General features: G+C 57.8%; 27 protein-coding genes. 21 read left to right on the forward strand and 6 right to left on the reverse strand.

The window, feature by feature from the left end:
• Positions 1–14: 14 nt before the first annotated feature.
• The 14 genes from virB11 (at position 15) to IEX75_RS04075 (ending at position 12,267) form a co-directional block, all read left to right on the forward strand.
• Positions 15–1,043 carry a P-type DNA transfer ATPase VirB11 gene (gene virB11 / locus IEX75_RS04010; RefSeq protein ID WP_188792946.1) on the forward strand — a complete coding sequence of 343 codons (1,029 nt, stop codon included), beginning with the start codon at positions 15–17 and terminating at the stop codon, positions 1,041–1,043.
• 24 nt (positions 1,044–1,067) lie between these two features.
• The gene (locus tag IEX75_RS24370) at positions 1,068–1,898 is read left to right on the forward strand and encodes a lytic transglycosylase domain-containing protein (protein ID WP_188792947.1); all 831 of its coding nucleotides are present in this window, start codon (positions 1,068–1,070) and stop codon (positions 1,896–1,898) included.
• A 71-nt stretch (positions 1,899–1,969) separates the two neighbouring features.
• Entirely contained in the window at positions 1,970–2,377 is a 408-nt protein-coding gene (locus IEX75_RS04020; RefSeq protein WP_188792948.1) for a TrbC/VirB2 family protein, read from the forward strand.
• A gap of 3 nt (positions 2,378–2,380) precedes the next feature.
• Positions 2,381–2,686 carry a VirB3 family type IV secretion system protein gene (locus IEX75_RS04025; protein WP_188792949.1) on the forward strand — a complete coding sequence of 102 codons (306 nt, stop codon included), beginning with the start codon at positions 2,381–2,383 and terminating at the stop codon, positions 2,684–2,686.
• A gap of 42 nt (positions 2,687–2,728) precedes the next feature.
• Positions 2,729–5,185, forward strand: coding sequence for a VirB4 family type IV secretion/conjugal transfer ATPase (locus IEX75_RS04030; RefSeq protein WP_188792950.1), 2,457 nt, complete (start codon positions 2,729–2,731; stop codon positions 5,183–5,185).
• Positions 5,182–5,949 carry a TrbJ/VirB5 family protein gene (locus tag IEX75_RS04035; protein WP_188792951.1) on the forward strand — a complete coding sequence of 256 codons (768 nt, stop codon included), beginning with the start codon at positions 5,182–5,184 and terminating at the stop codon, positions 5,947–5,949. The genes IEX75_RS04030 and IEX75_RS04035 overlap by 4 nt, the downstream gene beginning before the upstream one ends.
• Positions 5,946–6,164 (forward strand): hypothetical protein, encoded by a 219-nt coding sequence (locus IEX75_RS04040; protein WP_188792952.1) that lies wholly within the window; start codon positions 5,946–5,948, stop codon positions 6,162–6,164. The genes IEX75_RS04035 and IEX75_RS04040 overlap by 4 nt, the downstream gene beginning before the upstream one ends.
• Positions 6,157–7,107: a TrbL/VirB6 family protein gene (locus IEX75_RS04045; RefSeq protein WP_188792953.1), complete on the forward strand. Its 951-nt coding sequence runs from the start codon at positions 6,157–6,159 to the stop codon at positions 7,105–7,107. The genes IEX75_RS04040 and IEX75_RS04045 overlap by 8 nt, the downstream gene beginning before the upstream one ends.
• Before the next feature lie 116 nt (positions 7,108–7,223).
• Positions 7,224–7,733 (forward strand): DUF4189 domain-containing protein, encoded by a 510-nt coding sequence (locus tag IEX75_RS04050; RefSeq protein WP_188792954.1) that lies wholly within the window; start codon positions 7,224–7,226, stop codon positions 7,731–7,733.
• Positions 7,734–7,815: 82 nt separating this feature from the next.
• Positions 7,816–8,430 (forward strand): hypothetical protein, encoded by a 615-nt coding sequence (locus tag IEX75_RS04055; protein ID WP_188792955.1) that lies wholly within the window; start codon positions 7,816–7,818, stop codon positions 8,428–8,430.
• Between the two features lie 17 nt (positions 8,431–8,447).
• Positions 8,448–10,025: a phospholipase effector Tle1 domain-containing protein gene (locus IEX75_RS04060; RefSeq protein WP_188792956.1), complete on the forward strand. Its 1,578-nt coding sequence runs from the start codon at positions 8,448–8,450 to the stop codon at positions 10,023–10,025.
• Positions 10,026–10,049: 24 nt separating this feature from the next.
• Positions 10,050–10,595, forward strand: a complete 546-nt coding sequence (locus IEX75_RS04065) for a hypothetical protein (RefSeq protein WP_188792957.1) — start codon at positions 10,050–10,052, stop codon at positions 10,593–10,595.
• A 125-nt stretch (positions 10,596–10,720) separates the two neighbouring features.
• Complete coding sequence (locus IEX75_RS04070) at positions 10,721–10,900, forward strand: hypothetical protein (RefSeq protein ID WP_188792958.1); 180 nt, start codon at positions 10,721–10,723, stop codon at positions 10,898–10,900.
• Positions 10,901–11,322: 422 nt separating this feature from the next.
• Positions 11,323–12,267 (forward strand): peptidoglycan-binding protein, encoded by a 945-nt coding sequence (locus IEX75_RS04075; RefSeq protein WP_229720622.1) that lies wholly within the window; start codon positions 11,323–11,325, stop codon positions 12,265–12,267.
• Positions 12,268–12,434: 167 nt separating this feature from the next.
• On the opposite strand, the gene IEX75_RS04080 is transcribed toward IEX75_RS04075, so the two are convergent.
• Positions 12,435–13,184: a helix-turn-helix domain-containing protein gene (locus IEX75_RS04080; protein WP_188792959.1), complete on the reverse strand. Its 750-nt coding sequence runs from the start codon at positions 13,182–13,184 to the stop codon at positions 12,435–12,437.
• Between the two features lie 163 nt (positions 13,185–13,347).
• Between IEX75_RS04080 and IEX75_RS04085 the strand changes: the two genes are divergently transcribed.
• The 7 genes from IEX75_RS04085 (at position 13,348) to IEX75_RS04115 (ending at position 20,754) form a co-directional block, all read left to right on the forward strand.
• A complete protein-coding gene (locus tag IEX75_RS04085) occupies positions 13,348–14,343 on the forward strand; it encodes a beta-ketoacyl-ACP synthase 3 (protein WP_188792960.1) in 996 nt (331 codons plus the stop codon).
• Between the two features lies 1 nt (position 14,344).
• Positions 14,345–15,340 carry an NAD-dependent epimerase/dehydratase family protein gene (locus IEX75_RS04090; protein WP_188792961.1) on the forward strand — a complete coding sequence of 332 codons (996 nt, stop codon included), beginning with the start codon at positions 14,345–14,347 and terminating at the stop codon, positions 15,338–15,340.
• Complete coding sequence (locus tag IEX75_RS04095) at positions 15,327–16,154, forward strand: MBL fold metallo-hydrolase (protein WP_188792962.1); 828 nt, start codon at positions 15,327–15,329, stop codon at positions 16,152–16,154. The genes IEX75_RS04090 and IEX75_RS04095 overlap by 14 nt, the downstream gene beginning before the upstream one ends.
• Positions 16,151–17,476, forward strand: a complete 1,326-nt coding sequence (locus IEX75_RS04100; protein ID WP_188792963.1) for a F390 synthetase-related protein — start codon at positions 16,151–16,153, stop codon at positions 17,474–17,476. Before IEX75_RS04095 ends, IEX75_RS04100 begins: the two co-directional genes overlap by 4 nt.
• Complete coding sequence (locus IEX75_RS04105; RefSeq protein WP_188792964.1) at positions 17,469–18,626, forward strand: ATP-grasp domain-containing protein; 1,158 nt, start codon at positions 17,469–17,471, stop codon at positions 18,624–18,626. The genes IEX75_RS04100 and IEX75_RS04105 overlap by 8 nt, the downstream gene beginning before the upstream one ends.
• 296 nt (positions 18,627–18,922) lie before the next feature.
• Positions 18,923–19,738 (forward strand): hypothetical protein, encoded by an 816-nt coding sequence (locus IEX75_RS04110; protein ID WP_188792965.1) that lies wholly within the window; start codon positions 18,923–18,925, stop codon positions 19,736–19,738.
• A complete protein-coding gene (locus tag IEX75_RS04115) occupies positions 19,735–20,754 on the forward strand; it encodes a Rieske 2Fe-2S domain-containing protein (RefSeq protein WP_188792966.1) in 1,020 nt (339 codons plus the stop codon). The genes IEX75_RS04110 and IEX75_RS04115 overlap by 4 nt, the downstream gene beginning before the upstream one ends.
• A gap of 17 nt (positions 20,755–20,771) precedes the next feature.
• Here IEX75_RS04115 and IEX75_RS04120 read toward each other — a convergent pair whose 3' ends face one another.
• Genes IEX75_RS04120 through IEX75_RS04140 form a run of 5 tightly spaced genes read right to left on the reverse strand, consistent with a single transcriptional unit; the run spans position 20,772 to position 23,896 of the window.
• Complete coding sequence (locus IEX75_RS04120; protein WP_188792967.1) at positions 20,772–21,158, reverse strand: VOC family protein; 387 nt, start codon at positions 21,156–21,158, stop codon at positions 20,772–20,774.
• A gap of 19 nt (positions 21,159–21,177) precedes the next feature.
• Complete coding sequence (locus IEX75_RS04125) at positions 21,178–21,576, reverse strand: VOC family protein (RefSeq protein WP_188792968.1); 399 nt, start codon at positions 21,574–21,576, stop codon at positions 21,178–21,180.
• Positions 21,576–22,001 carry a GFA family protein gene (locus IEX75_RS04130; RefSeq protein WP_229720623.1) on the reverse strand — a complete coding sequence of 142 codons (426 nt, stop codon included), beginning with the start codon at positions 21,999–22,001 and terminating at the stop codon, positions 21,576–21,578. The genes IEX75_RS04125 and IEX75_RS04130 overlap by 1 nt, the downstream gene beginning before the upstream one ends.
• 42 nt (positions 22,002–22,043) lie before the next feature.
• Positions 22,044–22,751: a DnaA regulatory inactivator Hda gene (gene hda, locus IEX75_RS04135; protein ID WP_188792969.1), complete on the reverse strand. Its 708-nt coding sequence runs from the start codon at positions 22,749–22,751 to the stop codon at positions 22,044–22,046.
• Positions 22,748–23,896 carry an AI-2E family transporter gene (locus IEX75_RS04140; RefSeq protein WP_229720624.1) on the reverse strand — a complete coding sequence of 383 codons (1,149 nt, stop codon included), beginning with the start codon at positions 23,894–23,896 and terminating at the stop codon, positions 22,748–22,750. Before IEX75_RS04140 ends, hda begins: the two co-directional genes overlap by 4 nt.
• Between the last annotated feature and the right edge of the window lie 28 nt (positions 23,897–23,924).

Consider the following 23,924-nt stretch of genomic DNA (forward strand, 5'->3'; position numbering starts at 1 on the left):
AGGATTGATCGCACATGGACGCGACAACGGATATTGCCCAGGTATCGCACGATTTTCTCCAATACCAATACGAGGTTTTGGGCATACGTGAATTCATGACCTCGCCTGACGTCACCGAAATCTGCATCAATCGTCCTGGCGAGCTGTACCTGGAAACGCGCAACGGCTGGCAGCGGATGGAAGTGCCTACACTGACGTTCGAGCGTGCACGCCAGTTCTGCACGGCGGTCGTCAACGAAAGCAACACCGGGCAGCGCATCACCGATACCGATCCGGCAGTTTCGCTCACCTTCCCCACTGGCCAGCGAGCGCAGTTCGTGATTCCACCCGCCTGCGCGGCGGAAACCGTCTCCATCACCATCCGTTTGCCCGCCAAGCACACCATGACGCTCGATCAATACCAGCAGGATGGCTTCTTCGATCATGTGCTGGAAGAAGGGCGGCAGCTTTCCGAGCACGACAAGCAACTGCTGCAACTGCGCGCGGAGCGCAACTACGCGGAATTCTTCAAGCAGGCGGTACTGCACAAGAAAAACATCGTCGTCTCCGGTGCCACTGGCAGCGGCAAAACCACATTCATGAAATCGCTGGTGCATCACATCCCGACAGAAGAACGTCTGGTCACTATCGAAGACGCGCGCGAGCTGTTCATTCCCCAGCCCAATGTGGTGCACTTGCTGTACTCCAAAGGGGGACAAAGCACGAGCAACGTCACCGCCAAGAGCTGCATGGAAGCCTGTCTGCGCATGAAGCCGGACCGCATCATTCTGGCGGAGCTGCGCGGCGACGAATCGTTCTATTTCATCCGCAATTGCGCATCGGGCCATCCCGGCTCCATCACCAGCTGCCACGCGGGCAGCACCGAGCAGACCTGGGATCAGCTGGCGTTGATGGTGAAGGCTTCCGTCGAGGGCGCGGGGCTGGAATTCGCCACCATCAAGCAACTCTTGAAGATGACCATCGACATCATCGTGCATATCAAGGCGCACGCCGGCCGCCGCTATATCACCGGCATCGATTTCGATCTGGCACGTAGCCATTGACCTGGTACATCGGAGGACACACCCATGCTTCCCGGATTGGAACTGATGACCTGCCCCAACCTGGCCGTATCGCCGGATGTGATGCGCCATCTGGCAAGCATCGAGTCCAGTCACAACCCTTATGCCATCGGCGTGGTCAACGGCCAGTTACAACGCCAACCGGAAAACCTCGCCGAAGCGATCGCCACGGCAAACATGCTCGAAGCCGAGGGCTACAACTACTCCGTGGGCGTGGCGCAAATCAATCGCGCCAATCTCGCCAAATACGGTCTCGATACCTACGAAAAAGCCTTCGACGCCTGCCTCAACCTCGCCGTGGGTTCGCGCATCCTTGCCGATTGCTACGTCAGCGCAGGCCAAAATTGGGGCAAGGCGTTCAGCTGTTACTACTCCGGCAACTTCGTCACCGGCTTCCGCGATGGCTATGTGCAGAAGGTCTACGAATCCATCGGCCGTAGCCTGCAAGTTGCACAAGCCAGCCCCATTCCATTGACCAACACAACGGGTGGAACGAACAACACCGACCCATCGATCAAACAGCCGATGGTGCTCAAGGAAAGCCCTTCGTATCGCGTTACGTTGCGCAGCGTGGCCCTGGACACCGCAACCAACACGCCGCAACTCCAAGCCACTTCACCGACAGATGCCGTGACTGCGACACCCACGTCAGTGCAACCGTCAGCGTCGGATGTCTTTGTGCCGATCGTACACAGCCCCGGTGATCCGACTACACCACTGCCAGCAGATGCCCACAGTACCGAAGCAGGCAACGCGACATCATCCCCAACTATCAAATCGGACGCGGATCCAACCGATCTGCAGCAGATGGGGAAAGACGATGCCTTCGTATTTTGAGTTCATGCATGTCTATGGACATGACGCATAGCGCATCCGTGCGCATCCACCCAACGAAAGGAAACCAACCCATGATTTCAAGGAATCGCTTGTCCCGCATCCATTCACTGACGTTGCTCGTGCTGGCCGCATCGCTGGTTCTGCCCAGCATGGGTTTCGCGCAAGATGCCAGCGAACTCACCCAGACCACCTGCGGCTTTTTCAGCAACATCAACACGGTGCTCAACGCCATCTCGATCGTGGTGGTCACGATCGCGGTCATGTTCTCTGGCTACAAAGTGGCCTTCAGCCATGCACGCATCGCCGAGGTGACGCCCGTGCTGATCGGCGCCATCCTCATCGGTGCAGCCAGCCAGATTGCCAAGCTGTTCCTCTCCGGCTCCGCCGGCTCCTCGCAATGCCAGGCCACTACCGGCCTCATTCCGCACGGCTTCGATCATGTCGCCGCAGTGGTCTACGCGGTGTTACCGCTGGTCTGACGCATGCACAAGAACGCCCTATTCCGCGGCTGTACGCGCCCGCCCATGTTCATGGGCGTGCCGTACATACCGTTCATCCTCGGCGTGGGCACCTGCTTGTTGCTGTCGATGTACTTCAACCTGCTGTTCCTGCTGCTGTTGCCGCCCGTCATCTTCGTGATGCGGCAGATGGCCAAACGCGACGAAATGATCTTCCGGCTGTTCGGGCTGCGCCTGCAGTTTCGCACCCGCGTACGCAACCTCAAGCAGCACGGTGACGAGTGGGTTTTCACGCCCAACAGTTACCGCGGACACAAGCCAAAACCCTGACACCACGGCCGCCCTTACGGCGGCCCTTACACGATCACATGCATGTTCAGCCCTGACGCTCCCATCAGCGACTTCATTCCCTTCTCCACCCACGTCTCGTCCCACGTGGTCAAGACCACGGGCGGCGACTTCCTCATCACGTGGCGCATGGGGGGCCTGCCTTTCGTAGGTCGCGAAGAGTGGGAGCTGGAGCACCGCCACAACAGCTTCAACCGCCTGCTGCAAACCCTGCGTGCACCGGACTTCGCCAATGTCGCCTTCTGGAGCCACGACATACGTCGCCGCAGCCGCATCGCGCATTCACCGCATTTCCGCCAAGCCTTCAACCAGCAGCTCTCCGACGGCTATTTCAACAAGCTGTCGCAAGAAACGCTGATGCAGAACGAGCTGTACCTCACCATGCTCTACCGGCCCATCGTTACCGGCAAACGCCTCGTCGCCAGATCGGCCGATCTGGCCCAGCTGGAAGCCGAACAGGCACAGGCCGTCGCCAAGGTGATGGAGCTGGCCGACAACGTCGAGGCCGCGCTCAAAGACTATGCGCCCCGCCAGCTAGGCATGGTGGAAGGCAGCAACGGCGTGATCTTCTCCGAGACCCTGGCCTTGTTCGGCTACCTGCTCAACCGCATCAATGATCCCGTGCCCGTGCTCAAGGCACCCGCGTATGCCTATCTGCCGGTAAGCCGCCATCGCTTTGCCAGCAAGAGCGGCGATTTCGTGATCACCACGCCCGAAGGCCGTCACCACTTCGGCGCGCTGCTCAATATCAAGGAATATCCCGAAGGCACCTATCCCGGCGTGCTCAACGATTTGAAGTATCTGGATTTCGAGTACGTGGTCACGCACTCCTTCAGCCCCATGGGCCGCCACGACGCACTAAAAGCGTTGGAGCGCACCAAGGGCATGATGATTTCGTCCGGCGACAAGGCAGTCAGCCAAATCATCGAACTGGACCAAGCAATGGACCAACTCGCCTCCGGCAACTTTGTGCTCGGCGAATACCACTTCACCATCGCGGTCTACGCACCCGACCAGAACACGCTCGCGCGTCATCTGGCCACCACGCGCGCCGCCCTGTCCAACGCCGGCTTCGTGTCGGTAAAAGAAGACCTCGCCTCCACCGCAGCGTTCTATGCGCAGCTGCCGGCCAACTGGCGCTATCGCACGCGCCTGGCCAACGTCAGCTCACTCAACTTCCTCGGCTTGTCGCCCCTGCACAACTTCGCCGGCGGCAAACCCGCTCACAATCCCTGGGGCGACTGCGTGACCGTACTGCAGGCCAGCAACGGCCAGCCTTATTACTTCAACTTCCACGCCACACATCCGTCGGAGAAATCCCTTGGCGAAAAAGCCATCGGCAATAGCTTGGTGATCGGCAAATCCGGCACCGGCAAAACGGCGCTGATCAATTTCCTGCTCAGCCAGGCGCAGAAGTTCGACCCGTGCCCCACCATTTTCTTCTTCGACAAGGATCGCGGTGCGGAGATTTTCGTGCGTGCCTGCGGCGGCACTTACTTCGCCATCGAAAACGGCCAACCCACCGGCTTCAATCCATTCCAGTGCAAAGCCAACCAGGAAAACATCCAGTTCCTGATGGAACTGGTGAAGATTCTCGGTGGCAAAAGCGTCTACAGCGCCGGTGAAGAGCAAGACATTCACCGCGCCGTCACCAACGTGCTCGACACGCCTGCGCACCTGCGTACCCTCACCAACCTGCAAAAGAGCCTGCCCAACCTCGGCGAAGACAGCCTGTTCGCACGCTTGCGCAAATGGACCGCCGGCAACGCCCTCGGCTGGGTCTTCGACAATCCCACCGACGCCATCGATCTCTCCCGCACGCCGATGGTGGCCTTCGACTACACCGACCTTTTGGATAACGCCCAGATTCGCGTACCGGTCATCCACTACCTGCTGCATCGCCTGGAATCGCTGATCGACGGCCGCCCGCTGATCTATGTGATGGACGAATTCTGGAAAGTGCTGGAAGGCGACAGTGGCCTGAAAGACTTCGCCAAGAACAAACAGAAAACCATCCGCAAACAGAACGGTCTCGGCATCTTCGCCACGCAAAGCCCGGAAGACGCACTTTCCAGTGATATCGCTGTCGCCCTGATCGAACAGACCGCCACCATGATCCTGCTGCCCAATCCCAACGCCAGCCGCGAGGATTACATCGAAGGGCTAAAGCTCACCGAAGCCGAATACCAGGAGGTCGTGAACCTGGATGAGCGCTCGCGGAAGTTCCTCGTCAAGCAAGGGCATGCCGCCGCGGTGTGCCAGCTGGATTTGAACGGACTCGACGATGCGCTGGCGGTGATCTCGGCCAGCACCGACAACATCCAGATTCTGCATGAGCTGCTTAAAGAACATGCCCAGGCAGCGGGTGTGAAGGTGGACGCGTTGCGGCCGGAGCAGTGGTTGGCGGCGTTTTATGAACATCGTAAGGGGCGCGGCAAAGCGAATGCTGCGATGCCTGCGCACACCCAGCGCTCCGAATGAATTACAAGGAGAAATCACTCATGTGTCGTTTTGCCCCTCGTCTTCGCCAAACCGATTTGATCCTCGGCCTGGGCTTGGCTCTCGGCCTCACTGCCACCTCCGCCTCCGCACAGACTGAGGTGGTGATCGATCCCTCAGCCATCGCCCAGAGCATAACCAACCTAGGCGAGGAGTTAGCCCAGATGCAGAAGCTATGGCAACTGGGGCAAGACCAGCTCAACCAGTTGGTCAGTACCATCGACGGCCTGCGCAACCTTTCTCCCGGTTTCAGCAGCCCGGCCTTGCAATCCATCAGCGACAGCCAGCGTAACGACCTCATCCGAATGAATTGCAAGACCACATCGGGCGGCCTTATCGGCAGCGCCTTGGACGCCCTGTTCTCCAGCTCATCATCCATCCAGGAACGCCAGCAAGCAATCTGCGCACAGATCGTTGCCACTCAAATCGATAAGTACAACCTGACCGTAGAGATGCTCAAGAACGTAGAGCAGCAAAGCAATTTCTTCACGGAAATTGCCGGCATCATCGGAAATATCAAGAGCATTGCGGACTCCGGCCGCATCGCCGCCCACGCGCAGTCCTACAGCAATGCACTCACCACCGATATGGCCAACTGGCGTACGCAGATGGATGCCAAGGATGCCATCATCCGCAACCTGCAGGCACAACAGGCTGTACTCGGCCGTGCCGCCCTCAATGGCAACGGCGCCTCCGACGCGATCAGCACAGGTGTATTGCTGGGTGTGCTCCAGGGGCTGAAATGAATCACTCTGCCGACGACCGGAACGCCATCTCAAGCTCAAGACAAACCTGCGCGCCTAAAGATGGATTGGCCACTACTGATCGCGCATTCGTCGTTCCAATGAAAGCTGAAATTCAATATCTCTCTTTTGAAAAGATGCTGACGCCAAGCTTTTCTCGCGACTCAAACCCGAGCATAGCCATGAGTGCGAGAACAAGGATGCTTGCTCATGCTTAATACAGATTTCGTTTTCTTCGTCATCATTTACAATTGGCTGGACAAGGAAATCGGAATTTTCACCGATCACCTCTTCGGCAACGCCATGCAATGGGTCGCCGCCATGGCCTACGTGCTGGTCACCCTGTGGATCATGTTCACTGGCTACCGCGCCCTCACCGGCACCCTGCATGAACCGCTCATGGCCACGGTCGTGCGCATGGCCAAGGTGGTGGTGATCATGAGCGCCGCTACTTCCATGTCCTTCTTCGGCTCTAGCCTCAGCGATTTCGTTACCAAGGATCTCAACCACAGCATCAACCAACTCGTTACCGGTGACGACGCCAGCATCAACGCATCCATCGATCGAAACCTCGCCATTACAGAAGTCGCGATGACGGCTATCGATGCTGTGCAACTAGGCACCGGCGACGCCGCCGATCAATCGGCCGCCAGTGATAAGTCCATGAGCAAGTACCTGGCTATGTTCGGAACGGCTGGTCCACCTCTCACCGCTGCCACCATGTTGCTCATGTACCGCTTTGCCATAGCATTGTTCATCGGTCTTGGCCCCATCTTCATCCTGTGCCTGATGTTCGACCAAACCAAGACATTGTTTCAGCGCTGGCTAATGTACGGCATCAGCACCCTATTCTCCATGGCTGTGCTCAACGTGGTGGTCGCCATGGTTATGAAGCTTAGCCTGGCCATTGCCGGCGCTGTATGGACGGGCAAGCTTCTCAGCAAGTTTCTGTTTGATCAGCAGCAGGGCATCACGCATGTCTCACTAGAACAAGGCGGCATTGGGCTGATTCTTACTATGTTGATCATTACCGTGCCACCCATGGCTGCGAACTTTTTTCAGGGGACGCTGGGTAACTTCATGCATTACTCAGGATTTGGAAATGGAAATGAAAAGTGGAAGAAAGTGAATGTTATAAAAAATAATACCAATTTATCATAAATTCAAATTAAAAATGATAAAGACATTGACAACATGATACCTCTCAAATCCATTCTTACTGCGATCTATGGATATTTTCAAGACAACATTTTTTACAATCAAACCAAGGAATTATCATGAATAAAAACATGATTAAATGGATAATAGGCGCAACATTACTTTTAGTCACCACCTTGACACACGCACAAGCTGGCCCATGCCCTCCTGGCATGAGCGAATACCCCGGCTCCAACGGCATTCCTTCATGCGGCCCACTTCGCTCCGATTACGAACAACCGAAAGGCTATTGGGCAGACCAATGGGCCGCGGTAGCAAGAAGCAACAATGGGACTGATGGTTTCGCATTAGATCAACCCAACGAAGAAACTGCCAAACAAGCCTCCCTTGAGAACTGCACGGTAATGGGTGGCACACAATGCGCGGTAGAAGTTACTTACAAAAATACCTGCATCGCAGTCGCCAAAGGCGTTGACGAGGCTGGCCAAGCACACAGCACCATATCCACTGCAGGAACACCCAGAGGGGCGATGAAAGAAGCCCTGAAGACATGTAAGAAGACATCGGAAAAACACAGCTGTCAACTCTCTGGTATCGCATGCGGCCTTCCCAAATGGGTCAGCTACTAACATCAAGTAATACGACAATCACTCATAAGCAAAACGATGCTCATTTTCTTTTTTGCAAGTATCGCTTTCAAAGGAGGTTGATTTGAAACGATTCTTCGATGCCATGCGGCACAACCTTCCACGAAGCACGCCAGGCGCACTGTACGCATTGATTCTCATAACAGGATGCTCAAATGCCATGACAAGCCCCCATTTTCAATTTGGCGAAGGTGATGCGGTCCGCAATACGTTTCCGCTGAAGTTCAAAGAGCACAACTTCAGTGCATTTTGCTACAACACCATTGGCTGCAAAGTGTTTTATGCGGGAATGTACATGACCCGAGATGACGACAATGAGAAGTCTCCGCCACCTCCGCCAGAGCTCCTAAAAAACATGCGCGCGGGGCATCTTGCCATCGATAATTTTCCGCCGCCCGCTATCGTTACGTGGCGTTCGCTGGACGGCGTAGCCCATGAGGCCAAGGTTGATATCGGGGCAATCTTCAAAGATCGACGTATTTTGCACCATGCTCCAGAACAGGAGATTCCTGCGGAAACAGCAGCACTTGATGGCGCCAATATCATCCTTCTGGTGATCGATCGCACCATCAGTGTCTACATGAAAACGACGATCTATTTGAAGAAGCCTCGCGACCCATCGAATCCACTAAGCAATACATCGCATGAAATGACTCTGGCTTACACCCACACCTACTGAGCTCAAGGAACACAAGGATGACCGAGAAACACAGAGTAGGTCCCGATGGCATTCTCGAAGACGGTACTCGACTGATTCCAGTCACACGTCAGGATTTTGTGCTGTACGACCAGGCGCAGCAGTCGCTGAGTCATCTGTCGGCACCAGTACTTCTTCACACCGATAATCCACATGAGCGCCTGTTTATTGCCAATTTTGACGGCACAGGAAACGATGCCGAACATGATCCCGGGCACATTACAACCATCGGTGTTTTCCAAAGCGTGCTGGAAACACTCACCAACCAAAACCCGCACATCGCATCTCAATATATTTCGGGACCCGGAACCCAATCTCATCTGTTGTCTCGCATTGCCGACAGTGCACTCGGCTACACCTACGACCGACGAGTTGAAACCATGTACGGCTTATTTATCCGCCAGGTTCGTCAATGGCGCGAAGAAGATCCCGATGTCCAAATCCGCGTCGTCGCCACGGGTTTCAGCCGAGGCGCCGAACAAGCCGCCGGCTTCACCCGCCTGGTGCACGAGCGCGGCATTCAAGATCCCGCAGGCGAAAAGATCCACCATCATCTCTTCCGCTCCAACACTGTCACCTACAACACCCCGCCCCTGGTAGCACCCGGCCAAATCCCTCAAGCCGTCATACTAATCGATCCAGTCGGCACCGGCCGTCCGCACAGCCGTGATCGCCAGCTGCCACCATCGGTAGTCTCCGGTTTCCAACTCACTGCGCGCGACGAACGACGTGATGCTTTCCCCGAAACGCTCATCATTCCGCTGGGAACTTCCGACGATGGTCGCTTTCTAGACGTCACCGTACCCGGCGCACATTCCGATCTGGGCGGCAGCTACCACCACGACGGCCTGGCCATTCTCAATCGCAACATGGCAGTGGATTATCTCAACGCGCTCAGCGATACGCCTTTGCTTCAGAAGCAGGCTGAGCCGCAGGACTTGCAACACTACATGATCCACCGTTCGGAGGATCACCAGGTTTTCTACGGCACTCGGTACGTGCGCGAACACGGCGAACGCGCCGAGCGCGGTGTGCAAATCGGAGCCCCCGACTGCCGTGCGACCCTGGCGTGTTTGCCACCGGAGCCCGTCGATGCGGCCATGGCTGCACAGTTGGCGGATCGCCACCCGGTCAGCATTGCACCGCTACCCTCGCCACCACAGGCGGTGTCGACACTTATGCAAACCGCCGTTGAGCCGCCTCTGGAACAACAACGATTACAGGAACTGCAACAGCTGCAAGAACTGCTGCGCTGGCAGAGACACCCGCACATGCACGACCAAGCCACATTACAGCAACGCGAACCGATGCAGGGAGTTGAAGCCGCCACCGCGCACCGCGTCGACGTCTCTGCCATCACCTCGCACAGCTCCATCGATGACATGTTCGAGGCGCTGTACCAAGCCACCGTCACAGAGGATCACGCAGCCATCAGCGCCGTGTCCCAAGCCTATCGGGAATCCCAGCATGGTCAGGCGTTTCTGCAGATGGGCAGGGATTACAACCAGCAACGCGAGATGGAGCAACAAACCATCCAGCAGAAGATGGTTCGCCAAGGGCCGGCCATGAGCCGCTGATTGCATTCGTCAAAAGGAACTCTCATGTCTACATTGGAAGTCAAGGCGCTGGCACTGCAGCTCAGCACTGCCATCGATGGAATGGAGAAGCGCATCGATCACGCCGCACGGCAATCGCTACAGGCAACCCGGGCGCTCGATCTGCAGTCGAAGCAATCGCTGGAAACAATCAACAACCTCGTTCAACAAGCACTGGAGCAATTTCGCCAAGGCGCCAGGCAAGCGATCGAAGAAGGCGTTCGCGATGCCATGGGGGAACTCGATCAAGCGATACAGGAGGGCGCCAGCCGGATGGATCGTGCTGTCTCGCAACTGGACCAGCGCACGCAGCACATCGGTCGCTTCAACGTTTTACACGCGTGGAAGACTTTTGTTGCCAGCGCACTGTGCTCGCTCGCTGTCATTACGGTGGCCATCTACGCAGGGTGGCAAGCCCATACGGATATCAAGCGCTCGGAATGGGTGCAGCAGATCAATGCTGCTGTCGAGGCCGGGCATTTGACGATCTGCCCAGAGGGTGGCCTGTGCGTGCAGGTGAACAGCAAGTGGGTGCGGTTGAGCGGCAAATAACTTCGCTCAGTTCAACAACACTAGGAAGCCGAATATCAGGTGCCGGTAAGCCTTGAGGAGCGCCTCCGAACCTCTCCGGTCAAGCAGACCAAAGCTCAGCGGCATGCCCATTGAACCTTCCCGGCATGAACGATGCTCTTGCGGTGATTTCCACCTCCACCGACAACATCGACGTCATGTATGAGGTTATACGCGAACGCGCCAATGCCGAAGGACTGGCGGTAGACGACCTGCAGTTAGAGCAGTGCTTGCCTGCGCGCAACTGCGGCGGCCCGAAATCGCGCTGCTCCGGTCCGATCCGGTGACGTAGATGTTATGCACGCACCAATCCAGCCAAACTAGCGCCGATAGCGTGACGAAGATCCTGATCTCGTCATGCTTTTGTTCGCCATCGCAGACGGCATACAAGTAATAAGGTTCGTATGGCCCAATAAGCGAAGGGATGCGGGATAGCTGATTGGCAAAAGCGATTTAAACGATTTTTACCCAGCTTATTACAGACTTTCGCTACAAAATTATCGGCACATACCGCCTGTATCCAAATCGCATCAGATTGGATATTAAAACCAGGGTCCGATTTCGAGCGGTGCACGGTTATCAAAAGAGCCGTGCGGACGTTCTTTTGCCAAGCAAAAACAAGGGAGTTGTCATGCAAAGCTATCGATTGAAGAGCGGTTTTAGAATGTTTGGCATTTTAGCCACAACGCTATTGGCGGGGTGCGCTCAGATGCAAGTAGGGGGAGGCAAGAATCCTGTTGGCGGTTCGGCTGCGGGCTCTGCTAGTACAGGAGCGGCGAGCAAGCTGGAACATTGCCCGCGTCCGCTCGGCACACTAGCAGTGGAAGAAAACATCAATGATCCCTGGTATGCGGTACTTACCCAGCAATACAAACTGCCATCGACCGTCCCGCTGATTCGCCTGATGGTGCAACAGAGTAACTGCTTCGTTGTCGTCGACCGGGGTCGAGCGATGGATTCGATGATGGGCGAACGTGGCCTGGCTGCGTCGGGCGAGCTACGCGGTTCAAGCCATATGGGACACGGCCAGATGGTCGCGGCGGATTACATCGTCACGCCTTCCATCCAGTTTTCGGAGCATACCGGTGGCGCACAGGGGGCTCTCTCCGCTATTGGCGGCAGCTATGGCGCAATCCTTGGTGCTGTTGCAGCCTCCATGAAGAGCAGCGAAGCATCCACCACCATGATGCTGACGGATACGCGCTCGGGTGTGCAGGTTGCGGCAGCACAGGGCAGTGCCAAGAACATCGACTTTGCCGGAGGTGCCCTGCTAGGGCAGTTTGGAACGGGCGGTGCAAACATGGGGGCTTATAGCCAGACGCCTGAAGGTAAAGTTATCGCAGCAGCTTTCCTGGACGCCTACAACCAGATGGTGCAATCCGTTCGCAATTATGCACCACAGCGCGTTGCCGGCGGCCTGGGCACGGGTGGGGTATTGGCTGTCGACGGCGCGAGCAAGCAAGGGACCGGCGGCAGCTATTCGCTTGCAGACGCCCAGCGCAAGCTGGCAGAACTCGGGCTGTACACGAGCAAGGTCGATGGCCTGCCCGGCCCTGGAACGAGCCACGCGATCAGCACGTTCCAGCAAGCCAACGGTTTGTCCGTTACAGGTCAACTCGACGCGGCAACTGTCAACGCATTGCAAGCACGCTAAGCTTTGCTGAAAGCGCCTGGCGAAAAATCGCCGGGCGCTTTGCTTAATTTGGGCAAAGCGAAAGTCCATATCGTGGACTTCAGGAAGGAAGCCGCTTTTTTTCAAGCTTGCACTCCGCGGCAATAAGCCAGCGTACCCAATGAAGCCTTCACGCCCCTGTTCAACCATCAACCGGAAGGCGTGCGCCGTCGGCGAAGCTGAGTGAATTCCGAAAATTCCCACCGGCGAAACGCAACGACAGCACTGCACCCATCGCGAACATTCAGAGGAAGGCGGGCATCCAGGCGCGCCAATTGCTCGAATTCCTCGATAAGTCGAGCCATCGCTGCCTGCATCCGCGCACGCGATCCCTCAGACAGTGCTGCGCCGACAAAATGAAAGGCGTCGCCCGGGCCATCAAACCGCTCGCCAAAAAATTCCGGCAGTACGCGGGTGATAAAATAACGATGTACCGGCCCATCCTTGCGCCAGGAAAAGTTACGCGCAGTGAGCTTGCGAATGCGGTCAGGCGGACGATATTCGATGATCTTCAGTGCATCGAGCTTCAGAAGTAGCGAAACCAGTTCGTTTTCGTCGATCTTGAAGGTCGACATGATTTCGCTAAAGCGCCAGTTGTTGAGAATCAGATAAGTCGTTAGCAACAGCTTGGGGTCAGCAACCAGCGATGCCTCTTGCTTTTGGCTGAGTTCGGTAATGGTCACCCCAGTGACGCGCCCATTGCCGATCAGGTCTTCCAGGCTCAGGCCGAGAATTTCACAGATATCATCTAGCCGCTGCAGGCTAAAGCCGCCGCGGCTGAGATCACGCTTGATGGTGGGTTCGCTCACCCCGAGTTGGGCAGCAAGCTCGCGATAAGTGATACCGCGGTGGCGCAGCTCGGCACGAATGGATTGCACAAGAATGGCGGAAGCGGACATATCAACATTCTTGATACCAGATGATCACAAAGTATCATATTTCGATACCATGGAGATCGCGTTGCTGCCATTTGGAATCAGAGCATTGTTTGGCGGCAGTTGCCTGACGCAACCTTAGTTCCGGCTGCTGATACGTCAGCAAACATGGAGGGGAACGACTTACATGCTATCGGTGCAAATACTGGGAACGGGGGAATACGTACCCACGCGCTGCGTCTATTCCTCAACGCTGGACGAGCGCTGGCATAAGCCCGCGGGCTGGACATCCCGGCACGCCGGCATCGAACGCCGCTATTACGCCACCGAGGATGAGACCACCTCTCTGATGGCCGCGCGGGCAGCGCAAGCGGCACTGACGGCGGCCAGTCTCGAAGCTGGGCAGCTCGATTGCATCGTGTCGGCGTGCAGCGTGATGGAGCAGGCCATTCCCTGCTCCGCGGCGCTTATCCAGCGACAACTCGGTTTGGGCGAAAGCGGCATTCCTGCATTCGACATCAACGCTACCTGCCTTAGCTTTCTGGCCGCGCTGGATACCATGAGCATGGCTATCGCTGCCGGCCGCTATCGCTACGTGCTCATTGTTTCCAGCGAAATCGCCTCAGCGGGATTGCGCGAAGACGATGCAGAAACCGCGATGTTGTTCGGCGACGGCGCCGGTGCGGTCGTGCTTGGGCCCACCACTGCACACAGCGGCACGGGCATCCAAGGCACTCACTTCGAGACATACGCGATCGGCGCCGAACTCTGCCAAGTGCGCTCCGGTGGTACGCGCATCAGGCCGCGCAAGGATATGCAGGCGTTTCTGGATGGTGCGTGTTTCGAAATGCAAGGTCGTCATACCTATCGCATGGCGGCGCAGCGGCTACCGGCCTTCCTGGAGCGGCTGTTTACGCGTGCGGGCGTCTCGCTTAGCAGCATTGATCGCATCATCCCGCACCAGGCCAGTGCCAAGGCACTCGCGCATCTTGAAAACCTGCTCAAAGTGCCAGCCGGAAAACTGGTGAAGGTTCTCGCCGAGCGCGGCAATCAGATGGCAGCCTCGATTCCGGTGACCCTGCATCACGCCGTCGCTACCGGCAAAGTGAAGCGCGGTGACGCCATCGCTCTGATTGGCTCCGGCGCTGGGCTTTCGTTCGGCGGCGTCATTCTTACTTATTGATATGGCGCGCATTCTCGTCACCGGTGCATCGGGGTTTATCGGCTCGCATGTTGCACGCGCGCTTTCGGTTGCAGGTCACGATGTACTGGCAACTGGCAGGGACGTTACACGGCTGGCCGGGTTCGCTATGTCACCCATCACGGTTGCTACGGCAGATATAGCAAGTGACCCGCTTGAAAAACTGGTGGCGAGTCGTGATGCCGTGGTCCATTGCGCCGCGTTGTCGTCACCCTGGGGCGCCCGCGGCGCATTTCAGCGCGCCAACGTCCATGCCACCGGGCGCCTGCTCCATGCTGCCCATGAAGCAGGTGTTGGGCGCTTCGTGCATCTGTCATCGCCCAGTATTTATTTCCGGCTGGCTGATCAGTTCAACATCCCCGAAGCCTTCACGCCGCCCAGACGATGGATCAATGCGTATGCGGAGACAAAGTGGCAATCCGAACAACGCGTGGCCGATACACGATACGCTGCCATGTCGCGCATCATCCTGCGCCCGCGGGCGGTGTTCGGTGAAGGTGATCGAGCCATCTTCCCGCGCATATTGAATCTGGCCAGGCGCGGCTGGTTTCCGCAGATCGGCAACGGCCAGGCGCTGATCGATACCACGTATGTGGGCAATGTCGCCGATGCCGTGGTCACCGCGCTATCGGTACCAGCCAACCCCACCACCAAGGTATTCAACATCACCAATGGCGAACCGATGCCGGTGCGCGAATTGTTGAATCAACTGTTCGCGGCGCTGGATATGAAAGTGCGATGGGTGCAGCTTCCCCGCCCGGTCGCCGTGACCCTCGGCACGCTGGCGGAAGGTATCGCACGCATTCGCCCCGGTCAGCCCGAACCACGTTTGAGCCGCTACGGCGTCGGCGTGCTCGGCTACACGCAGACCTTGGACATTTCACACGCGCGCACGGTACTTGGCTACCAACCACGCGTGTCGATCGATGAAGGCATCCGGCGCTTCAGTCAATGGTGGAGAGCACATGGTCCACATTGAGTGGCGAACTTACGAAGCTGGCCACTGCGTGCATCCACAAGGCAGTACGCGTCGCGGTAGCCCCTGGAAAATGACCTGTTTTCCTGCGCTGACCTTTCTGCTGCGCCATCCAACATTCGGCGCCATGTTGTTTGATACGGGTTACTCGCAACACTTTTTCGACGCGACACACCGCCTACCCGAACGTCTCTATCGCGCGATAACGCCGCCGCGTCTTGGCGAAAAGGAAAGCCTCCACAATCAGCTCGATCGTGATGGCATCGCATCGCACCATATTGCCGCCGTCATGCTTTCGCATCTGCATGGTGACCACATGGGTGGGCTGCACGACTTTCCGCATTCAACCATTCTGTGCTCGCGCGAAGGATGGAATGACCTGCGCGCGCATAGCCGGTTTGGCGCACTCAAACGAGGGCTTCTACCTGCCCTGCTGCCGGCCGATTTCGAACAGCGGGTGCAGTGGATTGAAGATCTGTCGCCTGTCGCACTATCCGATGCCTTCGCGGAATTCCAGACCGGCTACGACCTCTTAGGTGACGGCAGCATGTTGGCCATCGCTTTGCCGGGACATGCCGCTGGCCACTATGGCCTGTTGTTCCAGGCATCGAACGGTGAGCAGGTGTTTCTGATTGCCGATGCGGCATGGTCTTCCCAGGCATTGCTCGACGGCATTCCGCCTCCGGGCATCGTGACATCCTGGCTCGGCGATACGCCTTCGTATCTCGCCACGCTGGCACGCCTGCAGCGGCTGCGGCAATCCGACCCTGCCTTGCGCATCGTCCCTTCGCATTGCGAAGAGCATCGACCGCCATGAATCGGTTGAAGGATGCGATAGCTGTAGCGTTGCATTACCTGTCGGCGCGACGGCTGAAGCGCTTGCGAACGCGTGAGCAGATCGAAGCACATCAGCAACACCGCTGGCAGATGATGCGTACGCGCATCGCGAACGCTTCTCCCTTTTACGCCGCTTACCGGAACCTGCCGTTGGCGCAATGGCCGCTGATGGAAAAGCACGAATGGATGCAGCACTTCGACACCATCAACACAGCCGGCATCACGCTCTCACAGGCTTATGCGCTGGCGGAGCGCGCCGAGCACACGCGCGATTTCCGGCCGGCCCTAGGCGATATCAGTGTCGGCCTGTCCACGGGCACATCCGGCGCACGGGGCGTGTTCCTGGCCAGCAGCGCTGAGCGCCATCGCTGGGCGGCAACCATGCTTGCCAAACTGCTGCCTGAGGGATTGCTGGCACGCGAACGCGTAGCGCTGCTACTGCGCGCAGGCAGCAACTTGTACGACACGATGCATGGCGCCCGGCTGCAGTTCCGCTATATCGACCTGCTTCAGCCGTTCGACACGGTGCTGCGGCAACTGGAAAACTATGCACCAACCATCCTGGTAGGCCCGGCGCAGGCGCTGGTTCTGGTGGCCCGCGCGCCACGGAACGGTGGCGCACGTATCACACCGCGTCGTGTCATCTCTGCGGCAGAAGTACTCGATCCAATGGATCGCGCAGAAATGGAGCGTGCATGGGGAATTCGGATCGAACAGATCTACCAGGCTACCGAAGGCTTTCTCGGCCAGACCTGCATGCATGGCGCGATCCACCTCAACGAGGACTGCATCATCGTCGAGCACGACTGGGTCGACCAGGCGCATCGCCGCTTCGTACCGATCATCACTGATCTTTACCGTTTTACGCAGCCGGTGATCCGTTATCGCCTCAACGACATTCTGGTGGAGAGCGCCGCTCCCTGCCCCTGCGGCTCGCCGCATATCGCGCTGGAACGTATTGAAGGACGTGAGGACGATATCGTTTGGTTGGGCAACGAAACGAATACCAGTCTCGTACCTGTTTTCGCCGATAGCCTTACACGAGCCATATTGAATGCCGATCCGGCGATTCAGGATTATCAAATCGAGCAGCGCGATGCGAATACGTTTGCTATCGCCGTTGAACCGGCACCCGATGCCGCTCGCCAGCAGGCCATCCGCCTCGCGCTAAACGCCTTTTTCTCGACACTTCGAATGCCTATGCCGATCATCATGTTTTGCGACATGCCCAAGCGTGAGCTCGGCAGCAAACGACGGCGAGTACGCGGCCTACCAGCCTTGCGAGACCGAAAGCATGCGTAAGGTGTTTATTCTCGGAGGACGGTCGCCTGTGGCGCTCGATCACACTCGACGCTTCGCTGCGCAAGGTTGGCAAGTCATCGTCGGCGACAGCGTGCCGTGCCGGATTTCGACTTGGTCGCGCGCAGCGCATGCAAGCGTGGCACTGCCATCAGCGCGATATGGTATTCGCGAGTATGCACGCGCACTGAATCGAGTGGTAGACGCTCATCAGATCGACCTGGTGCTGCCTACGTGTGAGGAGGTGTTTTACCTGGCCCGCGCTCGCCCTGCACTACCGCGGCAGGTGCGCATTCTGGTGGACGACTTCGACATGCTCGCGACGTTGCACAGCAAGTGGCGCTTTCTGGAAGCAGCCCAGGACTGTGGCGTGATCGTTCCGGAAAGCGCCCTTGTAAACAGCATTGATGAAGCGCACGAATGGGCCAAGGACCGTCCGGTAGCGATCAAACCGGAATTTTCGCGTTTCGGCGTGCACGTGCGCCTGTATCCCGACGGCATTCCACAGGATGCACGACCGTTCGAACTGGACACGAAGTGGGTCGTGCAATCGTATTGCCGAGGCAAGGAATTGTGCTCCTACAGTGTCGTCGATCAGGGGCGCGTATTGGCGCACGTCACCTATCGGCCAAGCTATCGCATCAACGCCAGCTCCAGTTACGTGTTTGAGGTGTGCAACGCGCCGGGCATTGAAGCATTCGTTGAAAGCTTTGCACGCAAAATCCGCTACACCGGCCAGTTGTCATTCGATTGGATCGAATCCGACCAGGGCAGCTACCAGGTACTGGAGTGCAATCCGCGTGCGATCAGCGGCGTGCATCTGTTTGCCATGCATGATGCTCTGCCAGCTGCCTTGATGGGCGAAGCGGATGCCTGCATCAAGCCCAGCCTCATAGAAATGCGAATGATTGCAGCGGTGATGCTGGCGGCCGGTGTATGGCAGCCGTTACGACAACGACCGCTGGGCGAATGGTGGCGCGATTTCCAGGGCGCTCGTGATGTCATTGCGATCAAGGGTGATCGCATGCCTCTGCTTGGAGGCCTGCTGGATCTTGTATCGTACGCACGCATCGCCGTACAGCAACGATGCACCATGCGACAGGCATCCACGCGCGACACCGAATGGGACGGCGAGGCACTCGATACGCCATGACCGTGCTACCGGATGTCTCGCTGGATGAATTCAATGCACGGGCTGCAGCATTTCTCGCACTGCACCGGCAGTCGCCCAGCGAGTCGCTTATCAAAAATCTGCACACTCGTGTCGAATCGATCAGCGCGGGTAATGCGTGCTTACCCGTCACCGTCAACCATGCCGAAACCGATAATGCGTGGGTGTGCTCGCCCTACACGACTTACTGCAGTTACGCGATCGAGGAAACGGCCAGGCTTGGCCGTCCCGTGCTTACCCGGCCGTTGAGCAGACTCATCCATTGCATGGGAGCACTATTGAAACGGGCCGAGATCGACCGCGCTGTCGCGATAAACAACTGGCTCGTATCCACGAATTGCTATCCACGCCTGCGAGACGTGGACATCGACCAGGCGATCGATGAGGCCAAATCGCGTTGGCCAGATCACGCTATCTGGTTCCGATCGCTCAATGCAGCGCATCACGCGGATTGGCTGCACGCATTGGCCGATCGCGGCGGCATGCTTCTACCAAGCCGACAGGTTTATCTGTTTGAAAACATCGCCGAGCTGGTCAGACAGCACACGGACTTAAAGCGCGATATTTCTCTTTTACGACGTAAAGATGGCTTCGTGTGCGAACGAATATTGGATAACGAAACGGATTTCGTGCGCGCCGAAGAGCTCTACGACGACCTCTACATCCAAAAGTATTCCCGCCTTAACCCGCAATATCGTCACCCGCTGATCATGGCATGGAGTAAAGCCGGCTTGCTGCAACTATTCGGCTTGCGCGATACCGCTGGGATTTTGCAGGGGGTCGTTGGTTTGTTCGCTTTCGGCAACCTGATTACGTCCCCCATCGTGGGCTACAACACCCATCTTCCGCAGAAAGTCGGCCTTTATCGCAGACTGGCTGCCTGCGTGCTGCGCGAAGGGGCCACGCATGGACGACTGGTCAATCTCAGCGCAGGTGTTGCGCATTTCAAGCGTCAACGCGGCGGACGGCCCGCGCTCGAATACAGCGCCGTACTGGTCGACCATCTGCCGCCGCACAGACGAAGAGCCATCCAGGCGCTGGGTTTCCTGACGCGAAATATCGGTATTCCCATCATGCGGAAATTCAAACTATGAGCGCCTGGGCTGCACATCTGGAGCATCGCTGGTTTGCCGTGGCGCTGGCGGCGAAGATCGGGCGCAAACCGGTGCGGGCCATGTTGCTCGATCGGCCCATCGTACTTGCGCGCCTGAACGGCCAGCGCGTGGCAGGTTTTCAGGATCGCTGCCCACATCGTCATGCACCGCTTTCCCAGGGGCGGGTGATCGACGGCACGCTGCAATGTCCGTATCACGGCTGGCGTTTCGACGAGCGAGGCAAGCTGCAGGAGTTGCCCGGCGCACCACCGGGTACTTGTATGCCGGGCGTACACGCACGAGCGATTTCCGTTGTTGAGTATGACGGCTTGATCTGGGTGCGCTACGCCAAGGAGGGCGACGAGGATATTCCCGCTCGCGTTCGCGCACTCGCACCGGGCGATCGGAAGTTTCTGTGGCAGACGACCTGGCACGCGCATATTGTGGATGCACTGGAAAACGTGCTCGATCCATTGCACACCCATTTCGTGCACACCGGCCTGGTGCGACGAAAAGCTGCCAGACAGTCGATGCAGGTCAGCCTGCACGCAGATTCGGAAGGGTTTGTGGTGGATTATGTTGGCCAGAGTACACAATCTGGACTTCTGTACCGTCTGTTCGAATCACCGCGCGAAAGCGAGCGCGCCTGTTTTAGCGCTCCCGGTACGGCACAGCTCAACTATCACTACCGCAACGGCAGCCGCGCATGCATTTCGCTGCACTTCAGTCCGGAAACAACGGACCGGACGCGTCTGACTGGCATGCTTCATCTCGAAGGACGGCGCGTTCCAGCATGGATGGTGAGTGCATTCGTGTGGCCCTTCATCCGCAAAGTCGCCCAGCAGGATCAACGCATGCTCGCGATGCAGATAAGCAACAGCCGGATATTTCCCGACCGGAAGGATGTCATCACACGCTTCGACGTGGTGCGCAAACATCTGCTTAGCGCATGGAGCAGTCCGGAAGACGCAGCCGCCTATCCGCTCGGCGACTGCGAGACGACCCTCATGCTTTGATCGGTACGGCTGGACCGCTATGCCGCTTGATGACACACCGCTTCAATATTGTGCCCATCCGGATCCAGCACGTACGCAGCGTAATAATGCTCGTGGTAATGCGGCCGAACGCCCGGCGCACCATTATCGCGGCCACCCGCAGCCATGGCCGCCAGGTAGAACGCATCGACCATCGCACGGGTTTCTACACGAAATGCCACGTGGATGGCCGGCTGATTGGGCACACCTTTGCTGATCCAGAAATCCGGCTTGGGCGGCTCACCGAACCCGGCCACATCGGTGTAGCCCGTTACGGAGGCTGGGAATTCCATCAATAACGCGTAGCCAATGGCGGAGAGCGCCTTGACGTAGAACGCCTTGCTCTTTTCGAAATCACGTACAGAGACACCGGTGTGATCGATCATGCTTGCTCCTGGTAAACATTCACTCGGGCAGATTGAGCTGCCACGACACGCCAAAGCGATCATTGGCCCAACCAAACCTTTTACTGAAACCGTAATTGTCGAGCGGCATAAGCACCTTTCCACCAGCCGCGAGCAGGGAAAAAACCCACTCCAGGTTTGCCTCGCTATCCACATCGATGAACAACGAGAGCGACGGCGTAAACGTGAAGCCATGTTCTATCGGGCTGTCGGAACAATAAAAGGACCGCCCGCACAACGTGAATTGCGCTTTTTTTATCTTGCCTTCTTTGCCGACATCATGAGCACCCCAACGCTCCACTGAAACAATTCGGGAGTCATCGAACAAGGAAACGTAGAACTGCATCGCTTCTTCGGCAGCGCCTTCGAACATCAAAAAGGGAGTAATGGTGTGTGCCATCAGTCGAACTCCTCATGTTGTGGCAGCTCATCGGTAATCGTGTACCACGGCGCCTTCGAGCCGACAAAAATATGTGCAGTCGGCCGTATCGATGGCTCATCGGTCAGAGTACCCAAGGTAACGTGCACGTATTCCCCGTTACGAACAACGGAATACAGCAACGACCCACAGCACTGGCAATGAACGTCATGCCCGTGCTCGTCGCCAAATAGCAAAAGCGCTTCCTGCCCCTTGGTAAGGCTGAGCTTGGTCCGTTCAATGCCAGCAAACGGCTTGAAGGCAGAACCGGTGGCCTTCCGGCATTGCGAGCAATGGCAGTTCAGCGCATAGACAAAGCGATCCTCGACGCAATACTGGACATGGCCACACAGGCATTCGCCCGAAAGCATTCGAGCTGGGCTTGCTTCAGGAACATTCGCACTCATGCCTACTTTCCTCTGACAACCCAGACGGAACGCAAGAGACATTCAATGTGGCGAGTGATCGGCCTCGCGCAAGAACGTCCGCAGGAAAGGTACGGTAACTCGCCGCTGCGCCGCCAGTGACGCCTGGTCCAACCGGTCGAGCAGATCAAGCAATGCGCCCAGGTCGCGCGCATAGCGGGCAAACAACCAATCCAGCACGCTCTCGTTCAGCTCAATGCCACGCAATGCGGCTTGTTGCTTGAGTACTTCGCGGCGTTCGCCATCGTCGAGCGGCTTCAAGGCGAATTGCGTGCAGGCACCGAGCCGGGAGCGCAGGTCCGGCAACATGAGTGGCAGCTGCGTGGGCACGGCTTGTGCGGTGAAGATCAGCGCGGTGCCTTCGGCGCGAGCGCGGTTGTAGAGATCGAACAAGGCATGTTCGGCCTCGCGTTCGCCAGCCAGCGCATCCAGATCGTCGAACGCGATGAACTGGCTGCCCGCGACACCGCGGATCGCCATGAAGTGCTCGCGCAGGTTCTTCAAGGGTAGGTATTGCACGGTGCGTCCGGCTTCGTGTGCCGCCTGGCATGCCGCCATGAGCAGATGACTCTTGCCGCTGCCTGTTGCGCCGCTCAGGTACAGCCACGGTGCGCCGGGCTGCGTGGCAAGCACCTGCACGGCAGCCAGCGCGACCGCATTGGCGCCGGCATGAAAATGCTCGAAGCGCTGGCGGCGAGGCCAGCGCAACCCCAGTGGCAACTGCGCGGTCATGGTTTGTCGCTGTGTCCGGCGACGTGCACCGGCGTCTCGCCATGTTCTTGAACGGTTACGTCGATTTCAGCAATGGCGCTATCGGGCGCGCCTTTCTCGGTGTAGAGATCACTGAGCCTGTAGCGCTGCGCAAGATAGCGCAGCAATACCAGAATCACCGACGCGGCCGGCAACGCAAGCAACACGCCGAGAAAACCGAACAGGTAGCCACCGGCCAGCACGGCGAAGATCACCGCGACGGGATGCAGGCCGATCTTCTCGCCCACCAGCCGCGGCACCAACACATAACCTTCCAGCAGTTGCCCCACCACGAACACGCCCACCACCATCAACAGGTGCGTCCAGTCGCCATGTTGCACCAGCGACGCGATGATCGCCGCAACAAAACCGGTGATGAAGCCAAGATAGGGCACGAAACTGAGCAAGCCGGCGACCATGCCGATCAGCGGTCCCACTGAAATGCCCACGAGTGTCAGGGCAACACCGTAGTAGATGGCCAGCGCCAGCATCACCAGCAGTTGCCCGCGCACGAACGCACCGAGCACGGAATCGGATTCGCGCGCCAGATGTGCAACGGTCGGCTCAATCGAGCGCGGCAACATGCGATCGACCCATGCGACCAGCCGGTCCCAATCGCGCAACAGGTAGAACCACACCACCGGAATCAGTACCAGGTTGGTGAGCCACGCAACGATACCCACGCTGGAGCGCGAAATGGTGCCTATCACCGTACCGATGGAACCGATGTGTTGCTTGATCTGGTCGACCAGCCGGTCGGTGTCGAATGCCTTGGGATCCAGATGCAACTTGGCCTGTACCCACGGCAAGGCCGTGTCCTTGCCCCACTCCACGTAGCGGGGGAAGTTCTGCACCAGGTTTTCGATCTGCCGCGCAATCAACGGCACCAGCAACAACAGGGCTGCCGCGATCACCAGGATCAGCACCACGAACACGATGCCCACCGCCAAGGTGCGCCCCAAGCCGAACCGCTCCAGCCGATCGGCTAGCGGATCGCTGAGGTAGGCCAGCATGGCGGCCACGGCGAACGGCATCAGCACCGGTGCGAGCAGCCATACCAGCAGCCCGATGGTGATGATGATCGCCAGCATCTGCCAGCGGCGGGACGTCTCTTGGCTTATGGACACAAACGGCTCGTCAGGGAGGGGCGAACGG

The sequence above is a fragment of the Dyella nitratireducens genome, from assembly GCF_014642835.1.
Taxonomy (GTDB): Bacteria; Pseudomonadota; Gammaproteobacteria; order Xanthomonadales; family Rhodanobacteraceae; genus Dyella_B; species Dyella_B nitratireducens.